Origin of the sequence: Nocardioides deserti, assembly GCF_014266025.1 — a bacterium.
Taxonomy (GTDB): Bacteria; Actinomycetota; Actinomycetes; order Propionibacteriales; family Nocardioidaceae; genus Nocardioides; species Nocardioides deserti.
This window is the reverse complement of sequence record NZ_JACMYC010000002.1, coordinates 319,219-339,725: the sequence shown is the minus strand read 5'-3', so window position 1 is coordinate 339,725 and position 20,507 is coordinate 319,219. Positions and strand designations below refer to the sequence as shown.

The following is a 20,507-nucleotide window of genomic DNA, read 5'->3' as shown; positions in this document are numbered from 1 at the left end:
GGTCCTGGCCTACCCCTCCCGGCCTGCGCCCACACCAGCGGCGGGGCCGCTCAGTAGGACTTGGGCAGGCCCAGGGAGTGCATGGCCACGAAGTTGAGGATCATCTCCCGGCTGACGGGCGCGATCCGGCCGAGGCGGGCGGCGACGAGCATGTTGGCCAGGCCCAGCTCGCGGGTGAGGCCGGAGCCGCCGTGGGTGTGGACGGCGACGTCGGTGGCGTTGCAGGCGACCTCGCCGGCGGCGTACTTGGCCATGTTGGCGTACTCGCCGGCGCCCATGTCGTCGCCGGCGTCGTAGAGCGCGGCGGCCTTCTGCTGGAGCAGGCGGGACTGCTCGAGCTCGATCTTGACCTTCGCCAGCGGGTGCGCGATGCCCTGGTGGGTGCCGATGGGAGCCTTCCAGACCGTGCGGGTCTTGGCGTACTCGACGGCCTTGGCGAGCGCGAAGCGCGACATGCCGTTGGAGTACGCCGCGCCCATGATCCGCTCGGGGTTGAGCCCGGCGAACAGCTGCAGCAGGCCGGCGTCCTCGTCGCCGACGAGCGCGTCGGCGGGGAGCCGGACGTCGTCGAAGAACAGCGTCCACTGCTTCTCCGGGGCGTCGAACGTCATCTCCAGCGGCTGCTTCTCGAGCCCCGGCGCGTCGGTCGGGACGACGAACAGGCAGGGCTTGAGCTTGCCGGTCTTGGCGTCCGCGGCCCGGCTGACCACGAGGATGCCCTGCGCCTCGTCGACGCCGGAGATCCAGGTCTTCTGGCCCTTCAGCACCCACTCGCCCCTCGACGACTGAGCGTCCTTGGTGGCGGTGGTGGTGATGTTGTGGGAGTTGGAGCCGGCGTCGGCCTCGGTGATCGCGAACGCCATCGTGTAGTCGCCGGAGGCGATGGCGGGCAGCCAGCGCTTCTTCTGCTCGTCGGTGCCGAAGCGGCCGATGACCGAGCCGCAGATCGCCTGCGAGACGACCATCATCAGCATCGGCGCGCCGGCGGCCGCGGCCTCCTCGAGCACCGCGGCCAGGTCGCCGATGCCGCCGCCCCCGCCGCCGTGCTCCTCGGCGATGTTGACGCCGAGGAAGCCGTGCCTGCCCATGTCCTCCCACAGCTCGGTGGTCTTGCCTCCGGTGCGGGCCTTCTCGGCGACGTACTCGTGGCCGTACTTCGAGGCGAGCGCGAAGACCGCCTTGCGCAGCTCCTGGCGCTCCTCGGACTCGGTGAACGCGATGCTGGTGGTGGGGGCGGTGGTCCCGGTCATGACTGCTCCTCCTCGACGACGGCGAGCACCTCGCCGGCTGCGACCTGCTGCCCGGTGGTGACCGGGAGCTCGGTGACCGTGCCGGCGGTCGGCGCCGCCACGGTGTGCTGCATCTTCATCGCCTCCAGGACGAGGACCGGCTGCCCGGCCTCGACCTGCTGCCCCTGCTCGACCGCGACCCGGACGACGGTGCCCGGCATCGGCGCGAGCAGGCTGCCGCTCGCGACCTGGTCGGCCGGGTCGACGAACCGCGGCACGCGCGTGAACCGCACGTGCCCGCGCGGCGAGTCGACGTCGACGGCCTCGGCGCCGTGCTGGCCGCTGACCACGACGTCGTACGTCGTGCGCACGCCGTCCCGCTCGAGCGTGACCCGCTCCGGGCCGGCCACGACCACGGCGTACCCGTCCACGACGTACCCGTCGCGCGTGCCCAGCCACTCCACCGTGGTGACCTCGCCGTCGCGCTCGGCCAGCTCGGTGCGCTGCGGCTGGCTGACGACGTTGCGCCAGCCGACCGGGATCCCGCGCTGGACGGTGCGCGCGGCACCGGCCCGCTCGGCCAGGGCGAGGGCCGCGGCGACCGCCGCAGAGGTCGTGTGTCCGGGGACGCGCTGCGGCGCGTCCGCGGGCACACGACCGAGGAAGGCGGTGCTGAGGTCCCCCGCCAGGAAGTCCGGCGAGCGCAGCACCTCGACCAGCAGGTCGCGGTTGGTCACCAGCCCGTGGATGCGGGTGCGGGAGAGCACGCCGGCGAGCGTGCGGGCGGCCTGCTCGCGGGTCGGGGCGTGGGCGACGACCTTGGCGAGCATCGCGTCGTAGTGGGTGGAGACCTCCGAGCCGGACTCGAAGCCGGCGTCGACCCGGATGCCCGGCGCCGCCGGGACCTCGAAGGTCGTCAGCACGCCGCTCTGCGGCTGGTAGTCGGCCGCCGGGTCCTCCGCGTAGAGGCGGACCTCGATCGCGTGCCCCTCCGCTGGTCGAGGAGGTTGCGGAGCGCCTGTCTCGAGACCTGCCTCGGCCGAGCGCAGCTGCAGCCCGACCAGGTCGACGCCGTGGACGAGCTCGGTGACGGGGTGCTCGACCTGGAGCCGGGTGTTCATCTCCAGGAACCAGAACCGTTCGGTGGCCGGGTCGTAGAGGAACTCCACCGTGCCGGCGCCGCGGTAGTCGATCGCCTCCGCGGCCGCGCGGGCCGCCTCGTGCATGGCCGCCCGGACCTCGTCCGAGAGCCCGGGGGCCGGCGACTCCTCGACGACCTTCTGGTGGCGGCGCTGCACCGAGCAGTCCCGGTCGCCGTGGACCACGGCGTCGACCAGCTGCACCTCGACGTGGCGGCCGCGCTCGACGTACGGCTCGACGAACACCGTGCCGTCGCCGAAGGCCGACGCCGCCTCCTCCCGGGCTCGGGCGACCTCGGTGTCCAGGTCGGCGAGCGTGCGCACGACGCGCATGCCGCGACCGCCACCGCCGGCGGACGCCTTGACCAGCAGCGGGAGGTCGGCCTCGGTGGGCTGCTCGGGCGCTTCCAGGACCGGTACGCCCGCCTCGCGCATGATCGCCTTGGCGCCGATCTTCGACCCCATCGCCTCGATCGACTCCGGGCTGGGTCCGACCCAGACCAGGCCGGCGTCGAGCACGGCGCGAGCGAAGTCGGCGTTCTCCGACAGGAAGCCGTAGCCGGGGTGCACCGCGTCCGCGCCGGCGCGGCGCGCAGCGTCGAGGAGCAGGTCGATCCGCAGGTAGGTCTCGGCCGGGGTGGCCCCGGGGAGGCGGACCGCGAGGTCCGCCTCCCGGACGTAGGGCAGGTGCGCGTCGGGGTCGGAGTGGACCGCGACGGTCTCGATGCCGAGGTCCCGGCAGGTGCGGAAGACCCGGCTGGCGATCTCGGCACGGTTGGCGACGAGCAGTCTGGTGATCATCCCGGTCACATCCTGAAGACGCCGAAGCGGTCGGTGCCGACGATCGGCTTGTTCTCGATGACGGACAGGCAGATGCCCAGCACGGTGCGGGTGTCGCGGGGATCGATGACCCCGTCGTCGTAGACCATCCCGGACAGGAAGAACGGCAGGCTCTGCTCCTCGATGGAGGCCTCCACGAACTCCCGCATCGCGGCGTCGCCGGCCTCGTCGTAGTCCCGGCCCTTCGCCGCGGCCGCGGCCCGCGCGACGATGCTCATCACGCCGGCGAGCTGGGCGGGGCCCATGACGGCGGACTTCGCGGACGGCCAGGTGAAGAGGAAGCGCGGGTCGAAGGCGCGGCCGTTCATGCCGTAGTTGCCGGCGCCGTACGACGCGCCCATCACCACGCTCAGGTGCGGCACGGTCGAGTTGGAGATCGCGTTGATCATCATCGCGCCGTGCTTGATGATCCCGCCCTGCTCGTACTCCTGGCCGACCATGTAGCCGGTCGTGTTGTGCAGGAACAGCAGCGGGGTGTCGGTCTGGTTGGCGAGCTGGACGAACTGGGTCGCCTTCTGCGCCTCCTCGGAGAACAGCACGCCCTGGGCGTTGGCGAGGATGCCGACCGGCCGGCCGTGGATCCGCGCCCAGCCGGTCACCAAGGAGGTGCCGTAGAGCGGCTTGAACTCGTCGAACGCCACGGTGTTGGTCGCGCTCACCCCGTCGACGACCCGGGCGACGACCTCGCGGGGGTCGAAGGGCTCTTTGAGGTCGCTCGGGACCAGGTCCAGCAGGCCGTCCGGGTCGGCGTCGGGCTCGGCGTACGGCTGCTCGACCGGCGCAGCGGCCTTGCGCCAGTTGAGCCGCGCGACGATGCGTCGGCCGATCCGGATGGCGTCGCGCTCGTCCTCGGCGAGGTAGTCGGCCAGGCCGGAGGTGCGGGCGTGCATCTCCGCCCCGCCCAGCGACTCGTCGTGCGACTCCTCGCCGGTGGCCATCTTCACCAGCGGCGGGCCGCCGAGGAACACCTTGGCCTGCTCGCGGACCATGACGGTGTAGTCGGACATGCCCGGCACGTAGGCGCCGCCGGCGGTGGAGTTGCCGAAGACCAGTGCGATCGTCGGCTCCTTGCGGGCGCTGGCGCGGGTCAGGTCGCGGAAGAGCCGGCCGCCCGGGATGAAGATCTCCTTCTGCGTGGGCAGGTCCGCGCCGCCTGACTCGACCAGGGAGATCGTGGGCAGACCGTTCTCCTCCGCGACCTGGTTGGCGCGGAAGATCTTCTTCAGCGTCCACGGGTTCGAGGCGCCGCCCTTGACGGAGGGGTCGTTGGCGGTGATCAGGCACTCCACGCCCTCGACGACCCCGATCCCGGTGACGACGCTCGCGCCGACCGCGAAGTCCGAGCCCCAGCCCGCGAGCGGTGAGAGCTCCAGGAACGCCGACCCCTCGTCGACGAGCAGCTCGATCCGCTCGCGCGGCATCAGCTTCCCGCGGGCGTGGTGGCGCTCGACGTACCGCTCCCCGCCCCCGGCGACCGCCTTCGCGTGCTCGGCGTCGAGCTCGGCGAGCTTGGCGAGCATCGCCTCCCGGTTGGCTCCCACGACCGTCCCGCTCACGAGGTGTAGCCCAGGAGCTTGGCGGCGAGGTCGGTCAGCACCTCGGTGGCGCCGCCGCCGATGGGCAGCAGGCGCGCGTCGCGGTAGTGCATCTCGACCTCGGTGCCGTTCATGTACCCCGCCCCGCCGAAGAGCTGGACGGCCTCGTGGCAGACGAAGGTCGCGGTCTCGCACGCGGTCTGCTTGGCCAGGCACGCCTCGGCGATGACGTTCTCACCTGCTACATGCCTGCGAGCCGTGTCCATGACGTAGCAGCGCGCGACCCACACCTGCCTCTGCATCTCGACCAGCTTGTGCCGCACGACCTGGCGCTTGATGAGCGGCTCGCCGAAGGTCTCGCGCTGCTGGCAGTGCTCCTTGGCCAGCGCCAGCGACCGCGCGGCGATGCCGTAGGCGTGGACGGCGAGGGCCATCCGCTCGACGACGAACTGCTCGGCGATGTACCAGAAGCCGGCGTTCTCCTCGCCGACCAGGTTGCCGACCGGCACCCGCACGTCGACGTACGACAGCTCCGCGGTGTCCGAGCAGTGCCAGCCCATCTTCTCCAGCTTGCGGGTCACGCTGAAGCCGGGCGTGTCGGTGTCCACGACGAGCAGGCTGACGCCCGCGGCGCCTCCCCCTGAGCCGGCACTGCCGCCGGTGCGGACCGCGGTGGTCACGAAGTCCGCGCGGGTGGCGCTGGTGATGAAGGTCTTGGAGCCGTTGACGACGTAGACGTCCCCGTCACGCACGGCCGTGGTGCGCAGGTTGCCGACGTCGGATCCGCCGCCGGGCTCGGTGATGGCGAGCGAGCCGATCTTCTCGCCCGCCAGCGTCGGGCGGACGTAGCGGTCGACGAGGTCGGCCGAGCCGTGCGCGGAGATGTGCGGCAGCGCGATGCCGTGGGTGAACAGCGCGGAGAGCAGGCCACTGGACGCGCCGGCGGAGAGCATGCCCTCCTGGAGCGCGATCGTGTCGAGCAGGTCGCCGCCCTCGCCGCCCTGCTCCTCGGGGAAGCTGATGCCGAGCAGACCCTGCTTGGCCGCGCTCACGTGCAGCTCGCGCGGGACCTCCCGTGCGGCCTCCCACACGGCGAGGTGCGGGGCGATCTCGCGCCGGGTGAACTCCGCGCCCAGCTCGGTCAGCGCCTGCCGGTGGTCGGCCTGGTCGGTCTGGGCGTTCTGGCTCACAAGAGTCCTTCCTGGACGTGCACGACGCGCGAGCGGACCCACTCGCCGAGCCCCTTGGCCTGCGGGTCGAAGCGGGTCGACGCGGCGACCCCCCGTCCGAGCAGGCCCTTGATGACGACGTTGACCGCGCCGAGGTTCGGCAGCAGGTAGACCTGGACCGCGTCGGGCGGCAGGTCGGCAGCCTCGGGCACCAGCTCGCGGATCTTCCGCGGGGTGATGAGCTTCGAGAGCCAGGTGGTGCGGGCCTCGTCGAGCTCGGTGTCGCCGGTCCGGCCGACCCACAGGCCGAGGTTGGCGTCGCCGCCCTTGTCGCCCGAGCGGGCGTGGACGAAGCTGCCGAGCGGGGCCCGGCGGGTCAGGGAGTCCAGCGGCGCCGGGTACGGCGAGGGCCGCCGGCCGGTGTCGCCCGCCTCCTCGGCCGCGGCCGGGAGCGCCGTCGGCGGGTCGGGCACGACCTCGCGCCGGCCGTCGGCGTGGACGACCGTGTGGGTGACGGCCGCGCGGTCGACGTACTCCGGGCGGTAGACGCCGTACGGCGTGGGGGCGGCGGGCGGGCCGGTCATGGTGAAGCCGGGGTACGACGCCAGCGCGAGCTCGACTGCGGGGCCGGTGAACGCCTTGCCGACGGGGCCGGCCTCGGGGTCCATGACGGTGACCCGCAGCAGGGCGGACGCGCCCTCCTCGGTGTCGGCGTCGGCGGGCGGCAGCGCCGTGCGGGTCCAGGTGACCGACTCCGCGGTGAGCGCCGGAGCCAGCTGCTCGCGCAGCCAGTCGGCCTTGGCGTCGATGTCGAGGCCGGTCAGCACGAACTCCGCGGTGTTGCGGAAGCCGCCGAGCTCGTTGACGCAGACCTTGAGCCGCTCGGGCGGCGCCTCCCCGCGGACGCCGGTGATCGCGACCCGGTCCGCGCCGACCTCCTCGAGGCGGACGGTGTCGAGGTGGGTGGTCACGTCGGGGCCGAGGTAGCGGGTCGACTGGATCTCGTAGACCAGCTGCGCGGTGACGGTGTCGACCGTGACCGCGCCGCCGGTGCCGGCGTGCTTGGTGATGACGCTCGAGCCGTCCGCGGCCACCTCGGCCAGCGGGAAGCCGAGCGGCTTGGTCGGGTCCATCCGGCCGCTGCTGATGAGCTCGCGGAAGCCGGAGAAGTTGCCGCCGGTGGCCTGGGTGCCGCACTCGAGCACGTGACCGGCGACGACGGCGCCGGCCAGCTCGTCGTACGAGTCCGGCGTCCAGCCGTGGTGCGCCGCCGCCGGGCCGACGACCAGGCTGGCGTCGGTGACCCGGCCGGTGACGACGACGTCCGCGCCGGCCGTGAGAGCGGCGGCGATGCCGAAGCCGCCGAGGTAGGCGTTCGCGGTGAGCGCGCCACCGAGGCCGAGCTCGTCGGCGCGCGGGCGCAGGTCGTCGCCCTCGACGTGGGCGACCGCGACGTCGAGGCCCAGACCGCGGGCGACCTCACGGACCTTGTCGGCCAGGCCGGCCGGGTTGAGGCCGCCGGCGTTGCTGACGATGCGGGTACCGCGCTCGAGCGCGAGGCCCAGGCAGTCCTCGAGCTGGCGGACGAAGGTGCGCGCGTAGCCGAGGCCCGGGTCCTTCATCGTGTCCTTGCCGAGGATGAGCATGGTCAGCTCGGCGAGGTAGTCGCCGGTGAGCACGTCGAGCCCGGATCCGTCGTGGGGGCTGCCCTCGAGCATCTCGCGCATCGCGGAGAGCCGGTCGCCGTAGAAGCCGGAGCAGTTGCCGATGCGCAGCGGGCTCGTGCCGGTGCTCGTCGGGTCAGCCACGGGGCTGCCTCCCCTCTCCCGGAGGGCCGGCGAAGCACTGGGCCACGTCCAGCCAGCGGTCCGCGTCGGGACCGACGGCGACCAGGTCGGTGTCGGACCGGTGGACCCGCTGGGTGACCAGCCGGGCCAGGTCGAGCGCGGAGCCGGTCACCGACTGGGTGGCGTCCTCCGGGCCGAACGCCCAGGTCTCACCGCTCGGGGCGGTCAGCTGGACGCGGAACTCGTCGGTCGGCGGCGTCAGGCCACGCGTGGCGAAGGAGAAGTCGCGGGTGCGGACGCCTAGGAAGACGACGTGGCGGACCCGGTCGGTGACCTCCGGCTCCCGACCCAGCGCCTCGTGGACGTCGAGGGAGTGCGCCCAGGTCTCCATGAAGCGCGCGGTCGCCATCGAGGCGGCGGACATGGGCGGGCCGAACCACGGCAGCTTCGTGCCGGCCGGCAGCTCGCGCAGCGCGCGGGACAGGTCGTCGCGCGCGGTGCCCCAGCGGGCCAGGAGGGCCAGCGGCGCCAGCGCGGCGATCTCGTGGGCGCCCGCGTCGACGAAGCCATCGGGGTCGGCGGCGGCCCCGCGGACCAGCTCGTCCCAGGCGTCCTCGCCCGCGTCGTCCCCGACCGCGGACCGGGCGGACAGCACGGCCACCTCGTCGGTCCACACCAGGTGCGCCACCTGCGTCGCCACGCTCCAGCCCGGCGCGGGGGTGGGCGTGGCCCAGCCGTCCGCGTCGAGGCCCGAGACGGCGGCGTACAGCTGGTCGCCCTCGGCCCGCAGGTCCGCGAGGAGGTCCTCGAGCAGGGTCATCTGTCGTCCTTCCCGGAGGTGGCGAGCGCGGCGTCGAGCGTGTCGGCCCACTGGTCGAGGATGCGGCGGCGCCGGCGGGCGTCGTCGGTGATCGTGTCGGCGAGCCCGAGGCCGCGGACCAGGTCGAGGGTCGCCTGGACCAGCTCGCGCACGCCCGGGCGCGACTCGTCCGCGCCGAGCAGCTCGACGGTCAGCCGGTGGGTCTCGCGGCCGATCCGCTGCTCCAGCGGCGCGACGGCCTCCAACAGCGCCTCATCGGTGCGGGCGGCGACCCACAGCTCGAGCGCCGCGACGAAGAGCGGCGAGGCGAAGTGGTCGCCGAGCATGTGCAGGACCGCACGGGTACGCCGCCGGCCGGTCGGCAGCGCCGCGGCGGCGGCGTCGAGCTCGTCGCGGCGCACGTCGGAGAGGTGCTCGACCGCGGCGACGACGAGCGCGTTCTTGGTCGGGAAGTGGTGCAGCTGCGCCCCGCGGCTCACCCCGGCCCGCTCGGAGACGAGCGTCGTCGACGTGCCGCTGAAGCCGCGCTCGACCAGGCACTCCACCGTCGCCTCGAGCAGCCGGGCCCGCATCGTACGGGTCCGCTCCTCCTGGCTCACACGCGTCGCGCCGGGAGGGGTCGTCACGGCGTCAGCATGACCCCGAACCCCACAAACAGTCAAGCCTGACTGTTTGTTTGTCCGCCCGCGTGGCGCGCCCGCAGGGTCGAGGTGGCACGGCCGCAGGGCAGACTTCGCACCATGACCACGACCCTCATCACCGGCGCGTCCAGCGGCCTCGGGGCGGAGATGGCCCGCCAGCTCGCCGCGCGCGGCAACGACCTCGCCCTCTGCGCCCGCCGCGAGGAGCGGCTGACCGAGCTCAGGGCCGAGATCCTCGCCGCCCACCCCGAGCGCCGCGTCGAGACCCGCACCCTCGACGTGGTGGACGAGGACGCCGTCTTCGAGACCTTCCGCGCGTTCCGTCGCGACCTCGGATCGCTCGACCGCGTGGTCGTCAACGCCGGCCTCGGCAAGGGCGCTCCGCTCGGCACCGGCGGCCAGGCGGCCAACCGCGAGACGGCGGTGACGAACTTCGTCGGCGCGCTGACCCAGACCGAGGCCGCGATGGAGGTCTTTCGTGACCAGCAGGCCGGCCACCTGGTGATGGTCTCCTCGATGTCGGCGATGCGAGGCATGCCGAAGACGATGACGACATACGCCGCCACCAAGATCGGCGCGGCCTACCTGGCCGAAGGCATCCGCAACGAGCTGCACGGCAAGCCGCTGGGGAAGACGGTCAAGGTGACCGTGCTCTACCCCGGCTACATCGCCTCGGAGATGAACGAGAAGGTCGCCCAGAAGACCAAGATGATGGTCCCCACCGACGTCGGCGTCCGCGCGATGGTCGAGGCGATCGAGAAGCAGGTCGACTCCGCCTGCGTCCCGCGCCTGCCGTGGGCGCCCCTCTCGGTCGTCATGAAGCACGCGCCGCTCGGGGTGTTCAAGAAGCTGATGTGACCGCTCAGCGGTAGGTGAGCGTCTCCCCATCGAGGTGGGCGTGCTCGTTGAAGGTGAGCAGGCGGGGGCCGGTGGAGCCGACGACGACACGGGAGTACGACGAGTTCACGACGACCGTGTTGAAGCGGCTCCACAGGCGGGCGGTCGTAGCGGCGTCGCCACCCCCGTCGACCGGCGGGTCGACGAGCGCCGCGGCGGCGACCGCGATCGGACCGCCGGAGGTGACGACCACGGCGGTCCCGCCGGGGCCGGCCTGCGCGCACGCCCGCTCGAGCGCGTCGCGGACCCGGCCGACGAAGCCCGACCACGGCTCGGGGTACGCCGCGTCGTCGGCGCCGGAGGCCCAGCGCGCGGTCGCCTCCTCGAAGGCGCGCTGGAACGCCCGCCGGTCGTCGGTCGCGGCGACGAGGTCGGGGTGGGCGGCGACGACGCCGAGGTGGTCGAACTCGTCCCACCCGGGGTCGATCTCGACCGACGTGGCCCAGCCGCCGCCCTCGAGCATCCCGTCGGCGGTCTCGCGGTGCCGGCGCATGTCGCCGCGGACCACCACGTCGGGCGTGACGCCGTGCCCGGCGAGGTGCTTGCCGAGCAGCCGTGCCTGCTCCTGACCGGTGTCGGACAGCACGTCGTAGTCGTCGGACCCGAAGGACGCCTGGCCGTGCCGGACGAGCAGCAGGACGCCCATCAGGCGGGGCTTCCCGGGGTTCCCGAGCCGTGCTCGGCGATCAGCCGGCGGCAGCGCGCCTCGAGGTAGGCGACCACCTGGCCCAGCACCGCGTGCGACTCGTTGGTGGTCTGCTTGTGCACGTAGCGGTACCAGATCTGCTGGGCGATGACCGCGAGCCGGAACAGGCCGAAGACCTCGTAGAACAGCCGCTGGTCGGCGGTGATCTCGTAGCCCATCCGCGCGCAGTAGCGCTCGACGAGCTGGTCGCGGGTCCACATGCCGGGGGCGTTGGTCGGCTGCCGGCGGAACAGCTGGAACAGCTCGTCGTCCGCCGCCTCGACCCAGTAGGCCAGCGTCGAGGAGAGGTCCATGAGCGGGTCGCCCACGGTGGCCATCTCCCAGTCGAGCACCGCGCGCACCGCGAGCTGCTGGTCGTCGTCGTCGAGCACGAGGTTGTCGAAGCGGAAGTCGTTGTGGATCAGCACCTGCGCCACGTCCGCGGGCTGGTGCTCCTCGATCCACGCCACCACGTCGGACCAGTCGCCGGTGTCGTCGGTGCGCGCGTCGGCCATGCGGCCGACCCAGCCGCGCACCTGCCGGCCGACGTACCCCTCGCCGCGGCCGAGCGCCGCCAGCTCCGGCACGGCCGGCACGTCGACCGAGTGCAGCGCGACGAGCACGTCGAGCGCCCGCTCGCACAGCGCGTCGGCCTCCTCGGCGCTCACCTCGCGGGGGAACTCCGAGCGCAGGATCAGCCCCGGCACTTTCTCCATCACGTAGAACTCCGAGCCGATCACCGCCTCGTCGGTGCAGTGGCCGACCATGCCGGCGACGTACGGGAAGACCGGCGCGAGCGCGGACTGGATGCGGAACTCGCGGCCCATGTCGTGCGCCCCGGCCGCCTTCTTGCCGGCCGGCGGGCGGCGCAGGATCAGCTCGCGGTCGCCGGCGACGAGGAGGTACGTCAGGTTCGACGCGCCGCCGCTGAACTGGCGGACCTCGTCGATCGGGCCGACGCCCGCGCCCTGTCCGTCGAGCCAGGCGCTCACGGCCGCCGCGTCGAAGGCGTCCTCCTCGCGGACCGGCTTGGCCGGGTTGCCGCTGTCGGTGCTGCTCATGCCTGGCCCCCCGTCTGTCCCATCCGGTCGAGCTTGACCGCCTGGGCGCGCATCACCGCGTCGTACGTCGCCCGGTCACCCACCTTGAGCGCGTAGGCGTCCCGCGCCGCCTGGTCGGGCAGGATCACCTCGTCGCCGCGGTCGATCCCCGCGAGCACCGCCGCGGCCACCTCCTCCGCGCTCGTCGGCGACTCGTCGACCAGCTTGCTCATCACCGCGCCGAGCGTGGTGTCGCTGCCCCGCAGGGAGCTCATCAGGTTGGTGCGGAAGTACGACGGGCAGACCACGTGCGCGGTCACGCCGTACGACGCCAGCTCGTGGCCGGTGGTCTCGGTCAGCGCGACGACGGCCGCCTTGACCGCGTTGTACGACGCCATCCCGCCCGGGTGCACCAGGCCGGCGAGCGACGCGACGTTGACGATCCGCCCGGAGCCCTGCCGCTTGAGCATCGGGACGAACGCCCGCGTGCCCCGGACGGCGCCGAACAGGTTGATCTCGGTGATCCACTGCCACTCGTCGAGCGTGGCGACGTCGAGCCGCCCTCCGCCCGCGACGCCGGCGTTGTTGACCAGCACGTCGAGGCCGCCCCAGGTCCGCTCGACGTGGTCGACCGCGGCCGCCCAGTCCTCGTCGGACGTGATGTCGAGGCGGAGGTCGGCCCCCTCGGCGAGGTCGGTCGCGAGGACCGCGTCGCCGCGGGCACGGAACGCCTCGGTGAGCGCCTTGCCCAGGCCGGAGGCTGCGCCCGTGACCAGTACGCGTGCGCCGGTCATCGCTTGGCGCCGTACTTGCCGAGCTCGAGGCGAGCGACGACGCCGCGGTGCACCTCGTCGGGCCCGTCGGCGAGGCGCAGCGCGCGGGCGCCGGTCCAGGCGGCGGCGAGGGGGAAGTCGCTGGAGAGGCCGCCACCTCCGTGGATCTGCATGGCCATGTCGATGACCTGCTGGGCCATGTTGGGGACGGCCACCTTGATCTGGGAGACCTCCGACAGCGCGTTGATCGGGCCGCCCACGTCGAGCTTCCAGGCGGTGTTGAGCACCAGCAGGCGGGCGGAGTCGATGGCGATGCGCGCGTCGGCGATCCGCTCGCGGTTGCCGCCGAGGTTGATGATCGGCTTGCCGAACGCCGTGCGCTCCAGGCCGCGCTTGCAGGCCATCTCGAGGGCGAGCTCCGCGAGGCCGATGAGCCGCATGCAGTGGTGGACGCGGCCGGGGCCGAGGCGGCCCTGGGCGATCGCGAACGCCTCGCCGGGCCCGCTGATGATGTTGGAGACCGGCACGCGCACGTCGGTGAAGGACACCTCGCCGTGGCCGAGCGGCTCGTCGTGGATGCCCATCGTGTCGAGCAGCCGCTCGATCTTCACCCCGGGGGTGTCGCGCGGGACGAGGACCATCGAGTGCCGGCGGTGCCGGTCGGCGTCGGGATCCGTCAGCCCCATGAAGACGAAGATCTTGCAGTCCGGGTGGCCGACGCCCGTCGACCACCACTTGCGGCCGTTGATGACGACCTCGTCTCCGTCGACGACCGCGGTCGCCTCCATGTTCGTGGCGTCGGAGGAGGCCACGAACGGCTCGGTCATCGTGAACGCCGACCGGATCTTCCCGTCGAGGAGCGGCTCGAGCCAGTCCTTGCGCTGCTGCTCGCTGCCGTAGCGGAGCAGCACCTCCATGTTGCCGGTGTCGGGCGCGTTGCAGTTCAGCACCAGCGGAGCGATCGCCGACCGGCCGGTGAGCTCGGCGATCGGCGCGTAGTCGACGTTCGTCAGCCCCTCGCCGCCGTCGGTGCCGAACCGCGCGGCGTACTCACCGGCGTGCTCCTTGGGCAGGAAGAGGTTCCACAGGCCGCGCTCGCGGGCCTTGGCCTTGAGCTCCTCCAGCACCGGCAGCGGCGTCCAGGACTCCCCGCGGGCCCGGGCGGCGGCGAGGCCGGCGTGGTACTGCGGCTCGACCGGCTCCACCTCCTCGGCAAGGAAGGCGCGGACGCGCTCGGTCAGGTCGGCGGCCCGTGGGGACGGCGAGAAGTCCATGCGGCGCACCCTAACCAGCAGCGGGTGGGACACTCACGGGGTGCTGCGCACAGTTCTTCCCGTCGCCTTGCTGGTCCCGCTCCTCGCCGCGTGCAGCGGCTCCTCCGAGGACGGGCCGTCCGGCGACAGCGGGCCCTCGGTCGACCCGGAGGTCCGCTCCGGACTGGCGGCGCTCTACGCGGGCGACCACCCCGGCGAGCAGGACACCCGCAACGGCGAGTGCTTCGCCGACGAGCTGCTGGACCGGGTCGACCTCCGCGACCTCGAGGCGGCCGGCGTCGTCGTCGACGGCGCCGTCGCCCCCACCTCCCCCGAGCTCGAGCCGGAGCTGGCCGAGGTGTGGGTGGACGCGATGTTCTCGTGCATGGACTTCATCGACGAGTCCGCCCGCGCCCAGGTCGCCTTCACCAAGGGCGAGGTCGACTGGGAGCAGTACGCCGCGTGCCTGCGCGAGGACCTCGACGACGACACCGTCCGCTCGGCCGTCGTCGGCATGCTCACCGGCACCTGGGACTCCCCCGACGTCGCCGCCCTCACCCGGGCCCAGGCCGACTGCTCGACCGAGGCGAACCCGGGCTGAGCGCGGATCCCGGCTGAGGGCGGATCCGGGCTGAGCGCGCGACGACAATCGCGCAATTGCGCGGTTGTTGCGCGTTACCCGCGCGTAGACCCGACATTCCCGCGCAATTGAACGATCGTGTGCGCCGGGGCCGAGGGTCCTGGCGACTCAGCCGGCGACGGCCATGACGACCCGCGCCCGGTCGACCGGGTCGACCCACCGCGCCCGCGCGCGGACCAGCCGGGCTAGCGACCAGCAGACGAACGGCACGGCGACCAGCACCGACACCTCCCACGCGGGGACGCGCGCCAGGCCGGAGAAGACCAGGCCGGTGAGCGTGGTCGAGACCGCGAGCCGGGTCGAGTAGCCGACCATCGTCAGCGGCGGCGCCGGCGTGGCGCGCGCCGACCGCAGGTCGACCGCGTAGGGACGCTGCGCCGACCAGCGCATGCCGGCGCCCACGACCTGCACGGTCACCACGACGACCGTGCACACCAGCGCGGTCAGCTCCGCCGCCGACGGCACGCCGGCCCGCACCGCTGCGAGCAGAACCGTCACCGCCGACGCGGCGACCAGGAACTCCGCGAGCACCCAGGCCCGGGCCGTGAACACCGTCCCCGGCGCGACCGGCAGGCTCTCGCGCCACAGCCCGCCCCGCGCGTCGAGGCACCAGGCGTTGACGCCGAACAGCAGCGCGCCGCCGGAGGCGACCAGGCCGGGCAGGATCGTCATCGTCGACCAGGGCAGGTCGCCCAGCAGCGCCACCGCGCCGGGGCCGATCGCCAGCACGGCGATCCCGCGGCGCATCGGCACCGCGCGCCAGACCGACCCGCGGTCGGTCCGCACCAGGGCGGCCAGGTCCGAGCCGGGCAGGCGACGGGCGGCGTACCGCCCGGACTCGACGCGCGCCTCGTCACGCGGCGTGCGCCGGGCGGCGATGTGGGCGGGCACGGCGCCGAGGGCGGCGGCCAGGACGAGGGCGACCAGCAGCGCCGCGACCGTCGCGCCCCAGGTCCAGGAGACGCCGCCGAGCATGCCGAGCACGATCCGCCGGGTCGGCAGCCGGTCGAGCACCGTGACCAGCGCATCGGCCATCTGCAGCCCCAGCGCCAGCCCGAGCAGGGCGAGGGTGACGAGCCGGACGCCGGCGATGCCGTGGTTGCCGCGTCGGACGCCCTCGAAGGTCCACGCCACGACCTGGGCGAGCGCGGTGGCCACGGCGAGCCACAGCAGGACGACCACCTGGGCGGCGGCCAGCCCGGAGGGGCCGAGCGCGTAGGCGGTCGTCCCGAGCAGCGTCCAGGCCTGGAGCAGCCAGGCGATGTTGAGCGGCGCGAGCAGCAGCGCGCCGAGGTGGTCGGTGGTCGGGCTGACCGGCAGCACCGCGCCGGGGTCGCGGTCGAGCAGCTCCCGGCCGCCGCCGGAGGCGACCGCGGAGACCACCGCCAGCCCGAGGAAGCCGGCGAGCGCGGTCGGCAGCAGGAGCAGCAGGTCGAAGGCGCGGCCGTCGTCGCCGGCGCCGGGGGTGTACGCCGGCACGACCGCCGCCGCGGTCGTCAGCGCCACGAAGCCGAGCGCGAACCAGGCGGCCGAGCCGCGGCGACGTACCGTCCCCGTCCGGAACCGGACCAGGTGGCCGACGTCGGCGACCGCGCGCCGGGCCTCGGTCCAGCCGCTAGTCCAGGAGGCCGCGGTAGGCACGTGCCCCCTCCTCGCCGGACATCTCGGTGGCGCTGGCCGTGGCGACCCGGGCGCCGCCGCGCAGCACGGTGACGGTGCTGCACGCCTCGACCGCGAGCTCGCGCAGGTGGGTGGAGACCAGCACGCAGGCGCCGCGGGCGCGGGCGTCGTCGATGGCGGCCATCGTCGCCTCGACCCCGATCGGGTCGACGCCGTCGAACGGCTCGTCGAGGAGCAGCACCTCGGGCTGGTGCAGCACGGCGAGCACCACCGAGAGCCGCCGGCCCATGCCGTGGGAGAAGCCGGCCGTCACCCGGTGCGCGACGTCGCCGAGCTCGAAGCGCTCGAGCAGGTCGCGGGCGCGCTGCTCCCAGCCCGGCTCCGTGCGGTGCAGTCGGCGCAGCCGCGCGGAGAGCTGGAGGTGCTCCCACGGCGTCGCCCGCGGCACGAGCCCGCCGACGTCGGGGCAGTAGCCGACCGCCCGCTTCACGGCGAGCGGCTCACGGCGTACGTCGTGGCCCGCGACGGTCACGCTGCCCGAGGTGGGCGGCACGACGCCGGCGAGCACCCGCATGGTCGTCGACTTGCCGGCGCCGTTGCGGCCCAGCAGCGCGGTGGCGTGGCCGGCCTCGGCGACCAGGTCGACCCCCGTGACCGCCTCGACCTCGCCGAAGCGGACGTGCAGGTCGCGCACCTGCACCGGGTGGCCGTCGGGGGGAAGGGTCACGCCCCCATTGTCACGGCTGCGGCGTGGGGCGTCCCCCGTTCGCTCCCGCTGGTCGGCCCGCCGCCTCCGACATCTCAGGGGAGTCCTGCACATTTCGGGGCAGATCTCCCCCGATATGTGCAGGGGTCACCGGTTAACCGGTGACCCCTGCACCCGGATCCTGCGGAGCCGGATCAGGCCGGGAAGGACCCGCCGGAGGCCGCGAGGTCACGCAGGTGCTGCGTGGGGCGGAACCGGTCGCCGTACGCCTCGGCCAGCTCGTCGGCGCGCTTGACGAACGCCGCGAGACCGATCTCGCCGTCCGCACCCTGGTAGCCGGTCATGAACTGCGCCGCACCACCGGTCATCGGCGGGAAGCCGATGCCCATGATCGAGCCGATGTTCGCGGCGGCCGCCGAGGTGATGACGCCCTCCTCGAAGCACTTCGCGGTCTCGAGCGCCTCGGCGAAGAGCATCCGGTCCTTGCAGTCCTGGATCGAGGGCTGCTCGGCAGCGACCGGGAACAGGTCGGAGAGACCCGTCCAGATCGACTGGCGCTTGCCGGACTCGTCGTACTCGTAGAAGCCCTTGCCGCGCAGGCGGCCCGGACGGCCGGCCTCGATCATCTTGTCGACGACCGCGGTGCCCGGGTGCTCGGCGAGGTCGAGGCCGTCGCGCTCGGCGGCCTCGCGGGTGGCCTTGGCGATCTTGGCCATCAGCTCGAGGTTGAGCTCGTCGGAGAGCTGGAGGACCGGAGCCGGGTAGCCGGCCTGGGTGGTCGCGCGCTCGATCGTCCAGGGGTGGACGCCCTCGGCGAGCATCGCCATGCCCTCGTTGACCATGAAGCCGATGACGCGCGAGGTGTAGAAGCCGCGGCTGTCGTTGACGACGATCGGGGTCTTCTTGATCTGCTGCACCACGTCGTAGGCCTTGGCCAGCGCGACGTCGGAGGTCTCGCCGCCCTTGATGATCTCGACCAGCGGCATCTTGTCGACCGGGCTGAAGAAGTGCAGGCCGATGAAGTCCTTCGGGCGGTCGACGCCCTCGGCGAGCTCGGTGATCGGCAGGGTGGAGGTGTTGGAGCACAGCAGCGCGTCGTCGTTGACGTACGGCGCCACCTCGGCGAACACCTTCGCCTTGAGCGCCGGGTCCTCGAAGACGGCCTCGATGACCAGGTCGCAGCCGGCCAGGTCGGCGGGGTCCCCGGTGGGGAGGATCCGGCCGAGCATCTCGGCGGACTTCTCCTCGGTGAGCTTGCCGCGGGAGACGGCCTTGGCGTTGATCTTCTCGGAGTACGCCTTGCCCTTCGCGGCGTTCTCGGAGGAGACGTCCTTCAGGACGACCTCCATGCCGGCGCGGGCGCACACGTAGGCGATGCCCGCACCCATCATGCCGGCGCCGAGGACGCCGACCTTGGTGGCCTGCCACGGCTCGATGCCCTGCGGGCGGAGCGAGCCGGACTTGATGGCCTGCAGGTCGGTGAAGAACGCCTGGATCATGTTCTTCGAGCCCTGGTTGACCACGAGGTTGGTCAGGTAGCGCGACTCGATCCGCGACGCGGTGTCGAAGTCGACCTGCGCGCCCTCGACGGCCGCGGACAGGATCGCCCGGGCGGCGGGGTAGACCGCACCCTTGGTCTGCTTGCGCAGCAGGGCCGGGAACGCCGGCAGGAAGCCGGCCAGGGCCGGGGACTTCGGGGTGCCGCCGGGCATCTTGTAGCCGGGGGCGTCCCAGGGGTTCTTGCTGGCCTCGGGGTTGGCCTTGATCCACGCCTTCGCGGCCGGGACGAGCTCCTCGCGGGTGGCGACCAGCTCGTCGACCAGGCCCTTCTCCTTCGCCTGGGCGGCCTTGAACTGCTTGCCCTCGAGCAGGAAGCCCATCAGGCCCTCCTGGAGACCGAACATCCGCACGATGCGGGTCACGCCGCCGCCGCCGGGGAGCAGGCCGAGGCTGACCTCGGGCAGGCCCACGACGACCGAGGAGGAGTCCACGGCGATGCGGTGGTTGGCGGCCAGGCAGATCTCGAGGCCACCGCCGAGGGCGGCGCCGTTGATCGCGGCGACGACCGGCTTGGGGAACGTCTCGAGCTTGCGCAGGGCGGCCTTGACGCCCTCGGCCATCGCGAAGACGTCCGCGGCGTCGTCGCGGGTGGCGGTGACCATCTTCTTCAGGTCGCCGCCGGCGAAGAAGGTCTTCTTCGCGCTGGCGACGACGACGCCGGTCACGTCGGCCTCCTCGGCGTACAGCCGCTCCACGGCGGTCTGCATCGAGGAGATGTAGAGGTCGTTCATCGTGTTCGCCGACTGGTTCGGGTCGTCGAGGGTGAGGGTGACGATGCCGTCCGCGTCGCGCTCGTAGCGGACGGAGCTGTGCTCATTGATCCGGGGCTCGGTGGTGCTGGTGGTCATTCGGGGTCCTGTTCGTTCAGGTGACTTCGGTGTCAGGGCGAGGAGCAGCGCGCGGTCAGACCACTTCGACGATCGTGGCGATGCCCATGCCACCGCCGACGCAGAGGGTGGCGAGGCCGCGGCGCAGGTCGCGGCGCTTGAGCTCGTCGACGAGCGTGCCGAGGATCATCGCGCCGGTGGCACCCAGCGGGTGGCCCATCGCGATCGCGCCACCGTTGACGTTGGTGATCTCGTCGGTGATCCCCATGTCCTTCATGAAGCGCATCGCCACGGCGGCGAAGGCCTCGTTGATCTCGAACAGGTCGATGTCGCCGACCTCGAGGCCGGCCTTGGCCAGCGCCTTGCGGGCGGCCGGGGCAGGGCCGGTCAGCATGATCGTCGGGTCCGCGCCGGAGACGGCGGTGGCGAGGATGCGCGCACGCGGGGTGAGGCCGAGCTGGGTGCCGACCTCCTCGCTGCCGATCGCCACGATCGCGGCGCCGTCGACGATGCCGGAGGAGTTGCCGGCGTGGTGGACGTGGTCGATCTTCTCGACCCAGTGGTACTTCTCCAGCGCCACGTCGTCGAAGCCCGCGTCCGCACCGATCTGCGCGAACGACGGCTTGAGGCCCGAGAGGCTCTCGACGCTCGTGTCGGGACGGATCAGCTCGTCGCGATCGAGCACGGTGAGCCCGTTGATGTCGCGGACCGGGATGACGGCGTCGGCGAAGTAGTCGTTCGCCCAGGCCTTGGCGGCGCGGTGGTTGGACTGTGCGGCGTACGCGTCGACGTCCTCGCGGCTGAAGCCCTCGATCGTGGCGATGAGGTCGGCGCCGATGCCCTGGGGCACGAAGCCGGTCGTGAGCGCGGTGGCCGGGTCGGAGGCCCAGGCGCCGCCGTCGGAGCCCATCGGCACGCGGCTCATCGACTCCACGCCGCCGGCGAGGATGAGGTCCTCGAAGCCGCCGCGGACGCGGGACGCGGCCTGGTTGACGGCCTCGAGGCCCGAGGCGCAGAAGCGGTTGAGCTGGACGCCCGCGACGGTGTCGGGGTAGCCCGCGGCCAGCGCCGCGGTCTTGGCGATGTCGCCGCCCTGGTCACCGACCGGGGAGACGACGCCGAGGACGACGTCGTCGACGCGCTCGGGGTCGAGGCCGGGGTTGCGGGACTTGATCTCGTCCAGCAGGCCGACCACGAGGTCGACCGGCTTGACCTCGTGCAGCGAGCCGGCCGCCTTGCCCTTGCCACGCGGCGTACGAATGTGGTCGTACACGAATGCTTCTGCCATGACCGTCCTAGCGTCGGTGGTGCCTGTGATGGTGGTCCCCCGATTGTGACACCATCGG

At 72.9% G+C, this 20,507-nt stretch carries 17 protein-coding genes; 2 read left to right on the top strand and 15 right to left on the bottom strand.

Annotated features, from left to right (window positions below):
* Positions 1 to 50: 50 nt before the first annotated feature.
* Genes H7344_RS04970 through H7344_RS04940 form a run of 7 tightly spaced genes read right to left on the bottom strand, consistent with a single transcriptional unit; the run spans position 51 to position 9,145 of the window.
* On the bottom strand, positions 51 to 1,250 hold the full coding sequence (locus H7344_RS04970; RefSeq protein ID WP_186344889.1) for an acyl-CoA dehydrogenase family protein: 1,200 nt from the start codon (positions 1,248 to 1,250) through the stop codon (positions 51 to 53).
* A complete protein-coding gene (locus H7344_RS04965; RefSeq protein WP_186344888.1) occupies positions 1,247 to 3,169 on the bottom strand; it encodes an acetyl/propionyl/methylcrotonyl-CoA carboxylase subunit alpha in 1,923 nt (640 codons plus the stop codon). The genes H7344_RS04970 and H7344_RS04965 overlap by 4 nt, the downstream gene beginning before the upstream one ends.
* 5 nt (positions 3,170 to 3,174) lie before the next feature.
* Positions 3,175 to 4,728: an acyl-CoA carboxylase subunit beta gene (locus H7344_RS04960; protein ID WP_186345059.1), complete on the bottom strand. Its 1,554-nt coding sequence runs from the start codon at positions 4,726 to 4,728 to the stop codon at positions 3,175 to 3,177.
* Between the two features lie 32 nt (positions 4,729 to 4,760).
* Entirely contained in the window at positions 4,761 to 5,933 is a 1,173-nt protein-coding gene (locus H7344_RS04955; RefSeq protein WP_229707025.1) for an acyl-CoA dehydrogenase family protein, read from the bottom strand.
* Positions 5,930 to 7,720 (bottom strand): acyclic terpene utilization AtuA family protein, encoded by a 1,791-nt coding sequence (locus tag H7344_RS04950; RefSeq protein WP_229707024.1) that lies wholly within the window; start codon positions 7,718 to 7,720, stop codon positions 5,930 to 5,932. The genes H7344_RS04955 and H7344_RS04950 overlap by 4 nt, the downstream gene beginning before the upstream one ends.
* Positions 7,713 to 8,519 (bottom strand): TIGR03084 family metal-binding protein, encoded by an 807-nt coding sequence (locus H7344_RS04945; protein ID WP_186344887.1) that lies wholly within the window; start codon positions 8,517 to 8,519, stop codon positions 7,713 to 7,715. Before H7344_RS04945 ends, H7344_RS04950 begins: the two co-directional genes overlap by 8 nt.
* The gene (locus H7344_RS04940; RefSeq protein ID WP_308423349.1) at positions 8,516 to 9,145 is read right to left on the bottom strand and encodes a TetR/AcrR family transcriptional regulator; all 630 of its coding nucleotides are present in this window, start codon (positions 9,143 to 9,145) and stop codon (positions 8,516 to 8,518) included. The genes H7344_RS04945 and H7344_RS04940 overlap by 4 nt, the downstream gene beginning before the upstream one ends.
* 114 nt (positions 9,146 to 9,259) lie before the next feature.
* On the opposite strand from H7344_RS04940, the gene H7344_RS04935 reads away from it, so the two are divergent.
* Positions 9,260 to 10,018 carry an SDR family oxidoreductase gene (locus tag H7344_RS04935; protein WP_186344886.1) on the top strand — a complete coding sequence of 253 codons (759 nt, stop codon included), beginning with the start codon at positions 9,260 to 9,262 and terminating at the stop codon, positions 10,016 to 10,018.
* A 4-nt stretch (positions 10,019 to 10,022) separates the two neighbouring features.
* Here the strand turns inward: H7344_RS04935 and H7344_RS04930 are convergent, their stop codons facing one another.
* The 4 genes from H7344_RS04930 to H7344_RS04915 are packed head-to-tail and all read right to left on the bottom strand — an operon-like array spanning position 10,023 to position 13,829.
* A complete protein-coding gene (locus H7344_RS04930; RefSeq protein ID WP_186344885.1) occupies positions 10,023 to 10,703 on the bottom strand; it encodes a histidine phosphatase family protein in 681 nt (226 codons plus the stop codon).
* Positions 10,703 to 11,803, bottom strand: a complete 1,101-nt coding sequence (locus H7344_RS04925; RefSeq protein ID WP_186344884.1) for a phosphotransferase family protein — start codon at positions 11,801 to 11,803, stop codon at positions 10,703 to 10,705. The genes H7344_RS04930 and H7344_RS04925 overlap by 1 nt, the downstream gene beginning before the upstream one ends.
* A complete protein-coding gene (locus H7344_RS04920) occupies positions 11,800 to 12,576 on the bottom strand; it encodes an SDR family NAD(P)-dependent oxidoreductase (RefSeq protein WP_186344883.1) in 777 nt (258 codons plus the stop codon). Before H7344_RS04920 ends, H7344_RS04925 begins: the two co-directional genes overlap by 4 nt.
* The gene (locus tag H7344_RS04915; RefSeq protein ID WP_186344882.1) at positions 12,573 to 13,829 is read right to left on the bottom strand and encodes an acyl-CoA dehydrogenase family protein; all 1,257 of its coding nucleotides are present in this window, start codon (positions 13,827 to 13,829) and stop codon (positions 12,573 to 12,575) included. Before H7344_RS04915 ends, H7344_RS04920 begins: the two co-directional genes overlap by 4 nt.
* Positions 13,830 to 13,896: 67 nt before the next feature.
* Here H7344_RS04915 and H7344_RS04910 point away from each other — a divergent pair, with 67 nt between their 5' ends.
* Complete coding sequence (locus H7344_RS04910) at positions 13,897 to 14,409, top strand: hypothetical protein (protein ID WP_188834880.1); 513 nt, start codon at positions 13,897 to 13,899, stop codon at positions 14,407 to 14,409.
* Positions 14,410 to 14,556: 147 nt separating this feature from the next.
* Here the strand turns inward: H7344_RS04910 and H7344_RS04905 are convergent, their stop codons facing one another.
* The 4 genes from H7344_RS04905 to H7344_RS04890 form a co-directional block, all read right to left on the bottom strand.
* Positions 14,557 to 16,089: a hypothetical protein gene (locus H7344_RS04905; RefSeq protein ID WP_186344880.1), complete on the bottom strand. Its 1,533-nt coding sequence runs from the start codon at positions 16,087 to 16,089 to the stop codon at positions 14,557 to 14,559.
* Complete coding sequence (locus H7344_RS04900) at positions 16,064 to 16,795, bottom strand: ABC transporter ATP-binding protein (RefSeq protein ID WP_268238545.1); 732 nt, start codon at positions 16,793 to 16,795, stop codon at positions 16,064 to 16,066. Before H7344_RS04900 ends, H7344_RS04905 begins: the two co-directional genes overlap by 26 nt.
* Positions 16,796 to 16,968: 173 nt before the next feature.
* Positions 16,969 to 19,182, bottom strand: coding sequence for a 3-hydroxyacyl-CoA dehydrogenase NAD-binding domain-containing protein (locus H7344_RS04895; protein WP_186344878.1), 2,214 nt, complete (start codon positions 19,180 to 19,182; stop codon positions 16,969 to 16,971).
* Positions 19,183 to 19,237: 55 nt separating this feature from the next.
* Positions 19,238 to 20,449, bottom strand: coding sequence for an acetyl-CoA C-acetyltransferase (locus H7344_RS04890; RefSeq protein WP_186344877.1), 1,212 nt, complete (start codon positions 20,447 to 20,449; stop codon positions 19,238 to 19,240).
* Positions 20,450 to 20,507: the final 58 nt, after the last annotated feature.

What these genes read in the sequence shown, in the direction of transcription:
- H7344_RS04970 (WP_186344889.1), bottom strand. Translation starts at nt 1,250, where the DNA reads ATGACCGGGACCACCGCCCCCACCACCAGCATCGCGTTCACCGAGTCC.
- H7344_RS04965 (WP_186344888.1), bottom strand. Translation starts at nt 3,169, where the DNA reads ATGATCACCAGACTGCTCGTCGCCAACCGTGCCGAGATCGCCAGCCGG.
- H7344_RS04960 (WP_186345059.1), bottom strand. Translation starts at nt 4,728, where the DNA reads ATGCTCGCCAAGCTCGCCGAGCTCGACGCCGAGCACGCGAAGGCGGTC.
- H7344_RS04945 (WP_186344887.1), bottom strand. Translation starts at nt 8,519, where the DNA reads ATGACCCTGCTCGAGGACCTCCTCGCGGACCTGCGGGCCGAGGGCGAC.
- H7344_RS04935 (WP_186344886.1), top strand. Translation starts at nt 9,260, where the DNA reads ATGACCACGACCCTCATCACCGGCGCGTCCAGCGGCCTCGGGGCGGAG.
- H7344_RS04930 (WP_186344885.1), bottom strand. Translation starts at nt 10,703, where the DNA reads ATGGGCGTCCTGCTGCTCGTCCGGCACGGCCAGGCGTCCTTCGGGTCC.
- H7344_RS04925 (WP_186344884.1), bottom strand. Translation starts at nt 11,803, where the DNA reads ATGAGCAGCACCGACAGCGGCAACCCGGCCAAGCCGGTCCGCGAGGAG.
- H7344_RS04920 (WP_186344883.1), bottom strand. Translation starts at nt 12,576, where the DNA reads ATGACCGGCGCACGCGTACTGGTCACGGGCGCAGCCTCCGGCCTGGGC.
- H7344_RS04915 (WP_186344882.1), bottom strand. Translation starts at nt 13,829, where the DNA reads ATGGACTTCTCGCCGTCCCCACGGGCCGCCGACCTGACCGAGCGCGTC.
- H7344_RS04895 (WP_186344878.1), bottom strand. Translation starts at nt 19,182, where the DNA reads ATGACCACCAGCACCACCGAGCCCCGGATCAATGAGCACAGCTCCGTC.
- H7344_RS04890 (WP_186344877.1), bottom strand. Translation starts at nt 20,449, where the DNA reads ATGGCAGAAGCATTCGTGTACGACCACATTCGTACGCCGCGTGGCAAG.